Origin of the sequence: Bradyrhizobium sp. (assembly GCF_035935975.1) — a bacterium.
Taxonomy (GTDB): Bacteria; Pseudomonadota; Alphaproteobacteria; order Rhizobiales; family Xanthobacteraceae; genus Bradyrhizobium.
In genome coordinates this window covers 128,478-138,063 of sequence record NZ_DASYWN010000028.1, presented here as the reverse complement: position 1 = coordinate 138,063, position 9,586 = coordinate 128,478, and the positions used below count along the sequence as shown (strand labels likewise).

General features: G+C 64.4%; 8 protein-coding genes and 1 pseudogene. 2 read left to right on the top strand and 7 right to left on the bottom strand.

What is annotated here, in order from left to right; genetic code table 11:
• Nucleotides 1–183, top strand: a pseudogene (locus VGR99_RS15860) (IS110 family transposase); the annotation flags it as partial.
• A 420-nt stretch (nucleotides 184–603) separates the two neighbouring features.
• On the opposite strand, the gene lpxB reads toward VGR99_RS15860, so the two are convergent.
• The 3 genes from lpxB to lpxA are packed head-to-tail and all read right to left on the bottom strand — an operon-like array spanning nucleotide 604 to nucleotide 3,450.
• Nucleotides 604–1,782 carry a lipid-A-disaccharide synthase gene (lpxB, locus tag VGR99_RS15855; protein WP_326899496.1) on the bottom strand — a complete coding sequence of 393 codons (1,179 nt, stop codon included), beginning with the start codon at nucleotides 1,780–1,782 and terminating at the stop codon, nucleotides 604–606.
• Nucleotides 1,779–2,636 (bottom strand): LpxI family protein, encoded by an 858-nt coding sequence (locus tag VGR99_RS15850; RefSeq protein WP_326899512.1) that lies wholly within the window; start codon nucleotides 2,634–2,636, stop codon nucleotides 1,779–1,781. Before VGR99_RS15850 ends, lpxB begins: the two co-directional genes overlap by 4 nt.
• Before the next feature lie 19 nt (nucleotides 2,637–2,655).
• Nucleotides 2,656–3,450, bottom strand: a complete 795-nt coding sequence (gene lpxA / locus VGR99_RS15845) for an acyl-ACP--UDP-N-acetylglucosamine O-acyltransferase (RefSeq protein ID WP_326899495.1) — start codon at nucleotides 3,448–3,450, stop codon at nucleotides 2,656–2,658.
• 176 nt (nucleotides 3,451–3,626) lie between these two features.
• Here lpxA and VGR99_RS15840 point away from each other — a divergent pair, with 176 nt between their 5' ends.
• On the top strand, nucleotides 3,627–3,971 hold the full coding sequence (locus VGR99_RS15840) for a KTSC domain-containing protein (RefSeq protein WP_326899494.1): 345 nt from the start codon (nucleotides 3,627–3,629) through the stop codon (nucleotides 3,969–3,971).
• A gap of 32 nt (nucleotides 3,972–4,003) precedes the next feature.
• Here VGR99_RS15840 and fabZ read toward each other — a convergent pair whose 3' ends face one another.
• From fabZ to rseP, 4 genes are all read right to left on the bottom strand, one after another.
• Nucleotides 4,004–4,465 (bottom strand): 3-hydroxyacyl-ACP dehydratase FabZ, encoded by a 462-nt coding sequence (fabZ, locus tag VGR99_RS15835; protein ID WP_326899493.1) that lies wholly within the window; start codon nucleotides 4,463–4,465, stop codon nucleotides 4,004–4,006.
• Nucleotides 4,462–5,529 (bottom strand): UDP-3-O-(3-hydroxymyristoyl)glucosamine N-acyltransferase, encoded by a 1,068-nt coding sequence (lpxD, locus tag VGR99_RS15830; RefSeq protein ID WP_326899492.1) that lies wholly within the window; start codon nucleotides 5,527–5,529, stop codon nucleotides 4,462–4,464. The genes fabZ and lpxD overlap by 4 nt, the downstream gene beginning before the upstream one ends.
• A 152-nt stretch (nucleotides 5,530–5,681) precedes the next feature.
• A complete protein-coding gene (gene bamA / locus VGR99_RS15825) occupies nucleotides 5,682–8,222 on the bottom strand; it encodes an outer membrane protein assembly factor BamA (RefSeq protein ID WP_326899490.1) in 2,541 nt (846 codons plus the stop codon).
• Between the two features lie 174 nt (nucleotides 8,223–8,396).
• Nucleotides 8,397–9,548, bottom strand: coding sequence for an RIP metalloprotease RseP (gene rseP / locus VGR99_RS15820; RefSeq protein ID WP_326899489.1), 1,152 nt, complete (start codon nucleotides 9,546–9,548; stop codon nucleotides 8,397–8,399).
• Nucleotides 9,549–9,586: the final 38 nt, after the last annotated feature.

Sequence of the window (9,586 nt, the reverse complement as noted above, 5' to 3'; positions counted from 1 at the left end):
TGGCTGTGGCTGCGGCATCAACCGGACAGCGCGCTCAGCCGCTGGTTCCGTGACCGCATCGCCAACGCCGGCAAGCGCGCCAAACGCGTCGCCATCGTCGCGCTGGCGCGCAAGCTGATCGTGGCGCTGTGGCGTTACCTCACCACTGGCCTCGTACCTGCGGGGGCAACCATGAAGGCATAGAACCCAACCACCACCGGGCGCTGCGCTTGGCCGCAGTCCGCGCGGGATGGATGATGACCGTGCCACCCTAGGGCCGAACAAACAGCCGTTTTGTAGATGGGTCTCATCCTCATGGCTTCCTCGCCGCAAGCATGCGGAACGTGGGTCCGGACCACACCAGTCCGACCGGATATGAGGTGATGCAGTGAGCTGCAGAAAGCTTCGGAAGCCAATCCTCGCCCGGAACACGGTCGTCGCGCTGCGCTCCGCATGGCTCCGCGCGCCGCCCTCAAACCACGCCAACCTCACTCAAGCCAATCGAATGCCCTTGACTCACAAATCCCCATATGAGGGTGGGCGAAGCGAAGCGTGCCCACCGCCTCTCTCCACAACCAGGACATGGTGGGCACGCTGCGCTTTGCCACCCTACAAGGCCGTCGTCTACCGCCGCACCTTACGCATCGTCGTGAGCACAATGTCAGCCGCGAGCACGCTGGGCGATTTGTTGCCGGTCGACATGATCTGATCGAGCCGCGCGAACGCCTCGACCTGCCGCTTGCGTAGCGGCGTATCCGTCAGCAGTTCCGTCAGCGCCGGCGCCAGCTTCTCCTGCGTGCAATCTTCTTGCAGATATTCCGGAATGACGTCCTCGCCGATCACGAGATTGGCGAGGATCACCGAGGAGACGCGGATCGCGCGGCGCAGGATGAAGGCTTCCATCGCGCCGACGCGATAGGCGGTCACCATGGGAATGCCCGACAGCGCGAGCTCGAGCGTCACCGTGCCGGACTTGGCCAGCGCGGCATGCGCGATGCGGAAGGCGGCGCGCCTTTCGGTCTCGCCGATCACGATCTGCGGCTTGACCGGCCAGCTCGCGATGCCCTCGCGCACGGTTGCTTCGAGATACGGCATGGTCGGCAGTATCAGCTCGAAGGCGCGGCCTTCGGCCTGGAGCCGCCCAAGCGTTGCGCCGAACACGCCGAGATGATGCCGGATCTCGCTGCGGCGGCTGCCGGGCAGCACCAGCAGCACCGGCGGCGGGGCATCACGGCGCCTCTGCTCCTCCGCGCTCGGCCGCAGCGAGGGCAATTGCTCGACCAGGGGATGGCCTACATAGCTGCATGGCGGCCCGCCGAGCTTGCGATATTCCTCCGGCTCGAACGGCAAGAGGCCAAGCACATGGTCGACATAGCCGAGCATGGCGCGCGCCCGGCCCGGCCTCCACGCCCACACCGAGGGCGAGACGTAGTCGACGACGGGGATCGCGGGATTCTTCGCCCGCACGCGACGGGCGACGCGATGGGTGAAATCCGGGCTGTCGATGATGACGAGCGCATCGGGCGCGGCGTCCAGCACGGCATCCGCAGTCTCGCGGATCAAGCGCAGGATCTTCGGCAATTGCTGGATCACCGCGGCGAAACCGACGATCGACAGCTCCTCGATCGGAAACAGTGTCTCCAGCCCCTCGCGCGCCATGGTGCGGCCGCCGACGCCTTCGAACTGCACGCCGTCGCCGAGGCGCTGGCGCAGCACCTTCATCAGGGCGCTGCCGAGCCGGTCGCCGGATTCCTCCGTCGCGATCAGGAAAATCCTGCGCTTGGGATCGCGGGTCTGCATCACGCCGGCAGGCCGATGATGAAGAGATATTTGGCGTCGGCGGTCGCGATCATCGCCTGCGGCTCGGCGGCAATGGTGTTGCCCGCGATGACGGCGATGCCGGCAAGGCCGGCCTTCGCGACGCCCTCGATGGTCCGCGGCCCGATCGTCGGCAGGTCGAAGCGCAGATCCTGGCCGCTCTTCGGCGCCTTCACCAGCACGCCCCGCCCCGTCGCGGTGCGGATCCGTCCCTCCTCGCGCAGCCGCGCGACGCGCGCCAGCAGCGCATCGGTACCCTCGATGTCCTCGACAGCCACGACATGGCCGTCGATCACCACGGCCGCCTGGCCGATGTCGAACGGCCCGAGTGCGGTCAGCACCGCGCGGCCGCGCTCGATGTCGGCCTTGGCATTGTCGGCCGGCCAGGCGCGGCTGATGCAGCCCTCGGGCATCAGCAGATCGGGCGCGACGTCCTTGATGCCGACCATGCGAAAACCGCCTTGCTCGAGGATGCGGCCGACGCCGGACAACAGATGATCGTCGCCGCCGCGGAAGGCGCGGATGACATTGCCGAGTAGCCGCAGCGTCGTGACATCGAAGCGGATTTCCGTGAGCGAAGGCCGCACCAGTGTGCCGATGAAGATCAGGTCGCGGCAGCCCTCCTCGCGGAACAGCCGCATGGCGCGGCCGAGCTGACCGACCGAGATCCAGCGATGGCGGAATTTGTCCACCTGCACCGGATCGCAGGCGCCTCGCAGCGGAAACAGCACGGGCGTGAAGCCGCGCGCGGCGAGCGAGTCGGCGACCGCGAACGGCATGGCGCCACCGCCCGCGACCACGCCGACCGGCGATGAAATCTCCGCTGCCGCCGATGTCATGTCCGCGGCCATGCCAGGATCACTTCTCGATGGCGGGAAGACAGAGCGGACGATGCTTGCCCTTGCCGATGAAGTCGAGGATTTCGGCAATCGCGGGATCTTCCGCCGCCAGCGGCTGCGCCGCCGCGAGGCGTTCGGCGAACATGCCCGGGCCGTGGAAGAGTTTTTGGTAGAACGAACGCACGGTCGCGAGCCGCTGCTTGGTGAACTTGCGCCGCTTCATGCCGATGATGTTGAGGCCTTCGAGCACGGCGTACTGGCCGTTGACGAGCCCGAACGGGATGATGTCGTCGCGCACGCCGCAGACGCCGCCGACCATCACCTGCGGCCCGATACGGGTGAACTGGTGCACCGCGGACAGACCGCCGATGAAGACGAAGTCGCCGATCTCGGCATGACCGCCAAGCGTCGCCGAGGTCGCGAAGATCACGTCATTGCCGACATGGCAGTCGTGGCCGACATGGCTGCAATTCATGAAATAGCCGCGGTCGCCGACCGTGGTGATGCCGCCGCCGGCGACGGTGCCGGCGTTCATGGTGACGGATTCGCGGATGGTGCAGCCCGAGCCGATCGTGAGCTTGGTCAGCTCGCCGCGATAGCTGAGCGACTGCGGCGGCGTGCCGAGCGAGGCGAACGGATAGATGGTGCAATTGTCGCCGATCGTGGTCTGCGCCGTGATGTGCACATGGCCGATCAGCTTGCAGTTTGCGCCGATCACGACATGCGGGCCGATGATGCAAAAGGGCCCGATCTCGGTACCCTCGCCGATCACGGCCCCGTCCTCGACCCGTGCGGTGGGATCAATCTTACTCATCAAGCAATCTGACTCATCAAGAAGGTCTGGTTAGGCTTTGAAGTCGCTCGGTTTTCCGCTGGTTAGCGCGACTATGCCCGATCTGTCCAGTGACGTATCATCTCGGCGTGTTTCAGGTGCCGGATGAGCCGGCCGCCCCAGTCCATTAACGCGTTCATGTGGAGCTTGAAGTCATCGTGGTCAGGGCCCTGGCAATCCTGCTCGCACAGTTCGCGGCCGCGCCGATCGTGTCCGAGACGGTCGAGACTGGCGAACATCGCCTCGTCGATCTCAAGACATTCGAATGCCGCGACATCACCCGCAGCACGATGCTGCAGCGGGTCTGTTACGACCCCGCGCAGCAGCACCTGATCGTCGCGGTGAATGGCGCCTATGACCGCTATTGCGGCGTGACGGCGGACACGGTCGAGCGCCTCTTGGGCGCACCGTCCATGGGCCAGTTCTTCAACCAGAACATCAAGCGCGATGTCACGGCAGCGCGATACGCCTGCGCGGCGCGCGAACGCATCCAGCGCAGCTGATCCCGGTCAGAGCCAGTTCGTTCGAAGACGCTTCAGTCCGTCAGCATGGCGCCGACATCGGCTTCCGCGACGACCTGGCCGTTGACCTTGGCGTCACCGTGAAACCACCACATCGCCTTGCGGCGGCCGATCGAGCGCATGTGATATTCGATGGTATCGCCGGGCAGCACGGGCTTGCGGAACTTGCACTTGTCGATGGTGAGGAAATACACCGCGCGCGGCTTCTCGGTGCCCTCGACCGAGGTGATGCCGATCACGCCCGCCGTCTGCGCCATCGCCTCGATCATCATCACGCCGGGATAGACCGGGCGCTCGGGGAAATGGCCCTGGAAGGCCGGCTCGTTGAAGGTGACGTTCTTGATGCCAATGCCGCTGTAATCGGCGCGGATGTTGATCACGCGGTCGATCAGCAGCATCGGGAAACGGTGCGGCAGCGTCCGGAGGATCGCATTGATATCCACCAGCTCGAACTTGATAGGAGATTCCTCCGTCATTCCCGTCCCTCGTTCTTCGGATCGGCCTTGCTGTCGCGTACCAGGCGCTCCACCGCGATAATTTCCTTGAACCATTGCTTGGTCGGCTTGGCAAAAAAGCCACCCCAGCGACCGTTCGGCGGGATGTCGTCCTTGACGCCGCTCATCGCGGTGACCTGGGCTCCGTCGCCGATCTTGAGGTGGTTGTTGATACCGACCTTTGCTCCCAGCGCCACGTTGTCGCCGATCGTCAGGCTGCCCGCGAGGCCGATCTGGGCCGCCAGCAGGCAGTTCCGACCGATCGTCACATTGTGGCCGATCTGGACCTGATTGTCGATTTTGGTGCCCTCACCGATCACGGTGTCACGCAGGGAGCCACGATCGATGGTGGTGCCGGCCCCGACTTCCACGTTGTTCTGGATCAGCACCCGGCCGGTCTGGGGCACTTTCAGATGGCCCTCAGGGCCGAAGAAGATGAAGCCGTAGCCGTCCTGGCCGATCGAGCAGCCGGGATGGATCAGCACATTGTTGCCGATCAGTGCGCACTGGATGGCCGTGCGGGCGCCGACATTGCAGTCCCGGCCGATCTTGACGCCGGGACCGAGGACCACGCCTGCGCCGATCACGGTGCCGCTGCCGATCTCGACGTCCGGACCGATGACGGTCAGCGGTTCGACGATGACGTCGTCCTCCAGCCGTGCCGAAGGATCGATGATGGCCGACGGTGCGATCCCGTCATTGCCGAACCAGGACTGCGGACGCAGCGCATCGCCGTGCCATTCGCGGGCGATCCCGACGAAGGCGCGGAACGGCTGCGCCACCCGCAGCACGGCCACATGCGCGGGCACCTGGGCCTCGAAGCGCGGGCTCACCAGACAGGCGCCGGCCCTGGTCGCCTTGAGCTCATCGGCATATTTGAGGTTATCGAAGAACGCCAAATGCATCGGGCCGGCTTCGTCGAGCGAAGCCAGGCCCGTGATGACGTGGCCGCCCCGCGTGGGGTCGACCAGCTGCGCCTTGGTCAGCGTGGCGATATCGGCCAGCGCTGTGGCAGGCGGTTTCTTGAAGAAGGTCGGCTGCGCCATTCCACCCCGTCGCGGTCCGGCTTCGGCATGAAGCGGTCAGGCCGCATCATGCCTTATCACATGGATTGAGCGCGATCTTTTTGAAAGATCGGCCCCCTGGGGAGACCCAACGAGGGGAACCCAGGGGGCCGGATCATACCGTGCTGTTCGAATTAGAAGCTGGTGCCGCCGCCGAACCGGAATTCCTGCGTGCGGTCGTTCTTGCCCTTGGTGATCGGCACGGCGTAGTCGAACCGCAGCGGACCGAACGGCGACTGCCAGATCAGGCCGACACCGACCGACGACCGGACGACATTGCCGTTGTCGTACACCAGGCCGGTACAAGTTCCGGCCGTGGCCGGGCTGAGGGTCGACGGTATGCAATTCGAGTTCCTGGTCGTGGTCATTTCGTTGGTCACCGACCACGTCGTCGGGCCCTGATAGTCGAACAGGCCGCCGGCGTCGGCGTAAACCGCGCCCTTCAGACCCACTTCCTTCGGCAGGAACCAGAACGGCATCTGCAATTCCAGCGAAGCGCCCCAATACTTGGTACCGCCAATCGCGTCCTGCGTACCAAAGGGGTTCAAATCGCGCGGACCGATGCCGTTCGGCGCGAAGCCGCGGACGAGGTTCGGGCCCATCTGGAAGTGATCGAGCATGCGCAGCTCGTTGCTGCCGATCTTGTTCAGCATGCCGCCCTGCAAGTGCACGAGGCCGACGATATCGGACACCAGCGGGGTGTAGTATTTCGCGTCGACCACCGACTTCAAGTAGGAGACGTCGCCGCCGACGCCGGCGAAATCCTGACGGAAGTCGACGAGCAGACCGTCGGTGGGGTTCTTGTTGTTGTCCAGCGTATTGTAGGTCAGCGTGTAGCCGAGCGCCGAGGTCAGGGTCTTGCCGCCGGCAAGCTCCTTGCGGACCGGCAACGAGGCTTCGCCGTCGCTGTAGCAGCCGAGACCATTGGTCGAGCTCAGGTCGATCGGCGGCGTCTGCGACGCGGCGAAGGCCGGGCTCGGATTGAAGGTCGACGAACCGAGGGTGTTGTTACAGTTCGCCAAGTAGTACGGCAGTGAGATTTCCTGCTGGTAGATCGAGTAGCGCAGCTGGAGCGACAGATCTTCACGCAAGGAGAAGCCGAGGCGCGGCGAGAAGCCGAGCGTCTTGGTGCCGTAGGAGATGTAGCTGTTGGACAGCTGCTGGCGCTGATAGAGGTCGAGGCCCAGCGCGACGCGGTAGTCGAGCAGATAGGGTTCGACGAACGACAGCGAGTAGCCGCGGGCGTACTGGCCATAGGTCACCGACGCCTTGGCGAACAGGCCGCGGCCAAGCAGGTTACGCTCGGAGACCGAGACTTCGGCGAGCGCACCGTCGGTCGTGGAGTAACCGCCCGAGATCGAGAAGTCGCCGGTCGATTTTTCTTCCATGTCGACGATCAGGATGACGCGGTCGCTCGAGGAGCCCGGCTCCGTCGTGATCTTCACGCTCTTGAAGTAGTCGAGGTTCTTCAGGCGGCGTTCGGCACGATCGACCAGCGCGCGGTTGTATGCGTCGCCCTCGGAGATGTCGAACTCGCGGCGGATCACGTAGTCGCGTGTGCGGGTGTTGCCGCGCAGATTGATGCGCTCGATATAAGTGCGCGGGCCTTCGTCGATGTTGAACACGACGTTCACGGTATGCGCGTCGAAATTGCGGTCGCCGCCGGGACGGACCACGGCGAAGGCATAGCCGCGGCGCGAGGCCTCGATCTGCATCTCCTCAACCGACTTTTCGACCGATTCGACGTTGTACAGCGAGCCGACATTGACGCGCGAATAGCCGCGCATCGAGGTGGGATCGAAGTTCGGAATGCTCGTGCGGAAGTCGACCGCGCCGACGCGGTACTGCGAGCCTTCCTCAATCTTGAAGGTGACGTTGAAGCCCTTCTTCTCCGGGTCGTATTCGGTCAGCGCGGCGACCACCTGGACGTCGGCGAAACCGTTCTTGAGATAGAAGCGGCGGAGCAGGTCGCGGTCGGCCTCGACACGATCGGGATCATAGATGTCGCCGCTGGCGAGGAAGCTCAGCAGGTTCGATTCGTGCGTCTTGATGACGTCGCGCAGGCGGTAGGCCGAGAACGCGTTGTTGCCGATGAACTCGATCGACTTGACGCCGGTCTTGGCGCCTTCCTCGACCGTGAAGATCAGGTCGACGCGGTTGTTCGGCTGCTCGATGATCTCGGGCGTGACGCGCACGTCGTAGCGGCCGGAACGGCGATAGATTTCGGCGATTCGCAGCGTGTCGGACTGCACCATGGCGCGGGAGAAGGTGCCGCGCGCCTTGGACTGGACCTCAGCGGTGAGCTGCTCGTCCTTGATCTTCTTGTTGCCCTCGAACGCGATGCGGCCGATCACCGGGTTTTCCACCACGGAGACGATGATCTGGCCACCGGCGCCACGGTTGATTCGGACGTCCTGGAACAGGCCAGTCTCGATCAGCGCCTTGAGGCCGTCATCGATGGCGCCCTGATCCAGGCGACCGCCCGGACCCGGCTTGAAATAGGAGCGGATCGTCTCCACCTCGACACGGCGATTCCCTTCGACGGAAATCGACTGGACGGTCTGCGCGAGCGCAGACGAAGACACCAAAACAGCCCCAACCGGGGCAACCACCGGCGCGCCGAACAAGATCAGGGTTGCGAGCAAGCCCCCCCGGAGTCGCAGTCCAAACTTCATTGCGCAACGCGCCCTTATCAGTACCAGACCCAACCCCAACGCCGGTCTGGGAGATTCCCCAAGTTCGATGCCGCTTGTAGCCAATTTCAACGGTGCCGCAAACGGCCGCTGACACCGTAATTTCAATTTCATTCCAAGACGTTGCTGATCAGCAACGCCACAAAAAAGCCCGCATTAGGAAGCGGCCATCCGCAGGATGTCATTGTAGGTGGCAAACACCATCAACATCAGCACCAAACCCAGTCCGATTCGGAACCCCATCTCCTGGGTCCGCTCGGACAAGGGCCGGCCGCGAACGACTTCCGCCGCATAGAACATAAGGTGGCCGCCATCGAGCAGCGGGATCGGGAACAGGTTCAGAAGGCCAATCGACACCGACAGCACTGCGCACAGATTGATCACGAACTGGAACCCGGCGCTGGCCGCCTGCCCCGACATCTTGGCGATGCCGAGCACGCCGCTGACCTCGTTCGGATTGCCCTGGCCGACAAACAGCGAGCCCAGGAACTTGAAGGTGCTGGTGATGATGAACCAGACCTGCTCGACCCCGATCTTGAGCGCTTCGCCGACGCCGACCGGGGCGGTCGAGGCCTCGCCGGCCTGCGACTTGTGCTCGACGCCGAGAACGCCGACCTTGTGGCTGTTGCCGAACGGGTCCTTGCGCTCGAGCAGCGCCGGGGTCGCCGTCAGCGACACAATGGCACCGTCCCGCTTCACCTGGAAGGCAAGTGCGGAACCGGCGTTCATCGCCACGATTCGCTGCATGTCGGCGAAGCTCTCGATCGGCTTGCCGTCGATCTGGACGACGACGTCCCCGATCTTGAAGCCGGCCGTGGCTGCCGCGCCGTCGGCGACGACGCCATCGACCCGCGCGATCGTGCTCGGCTTGCCGTAATACAGCGCCATGCCGGCGAAGATCAGCGCGCCCAGGATGAAATTAGCGATCGGCCCGGCCGCTACGATGGCCGCCCGCGGGCCGACCTTCTTGTGGTGGAAGCTGCCGGCGCGCTCCTCGGCGGTCATTGCCGCCAGCGCCTCGGGCGACGGGGTCGAGGCCTCGCTCTCGTCGCCGAAGAACTTGACGTAGCCGCCGAGCGGGATCGCCGAAATCTTCCAGCGGGTGCCATGACGGTCGTTGAAACCGACCAGCTCAGGTCCGAAGCCGAGCGAGAAGGTTAACACCCGGACGCCTGCCCAGCGCGCGACCAGAAAATGGCCGAGCTCATGGAAGAACACGACGATGGTCAGGACGAAGAGGAAGGGAACGACATAGCCGAGGAGCCCATGGCTCAACGCATTGAAACTATGGGTAAAAAAATCGATCATCGAATTCCCTCATCCAGCGCCGCAAGGCCCTGGCCCCG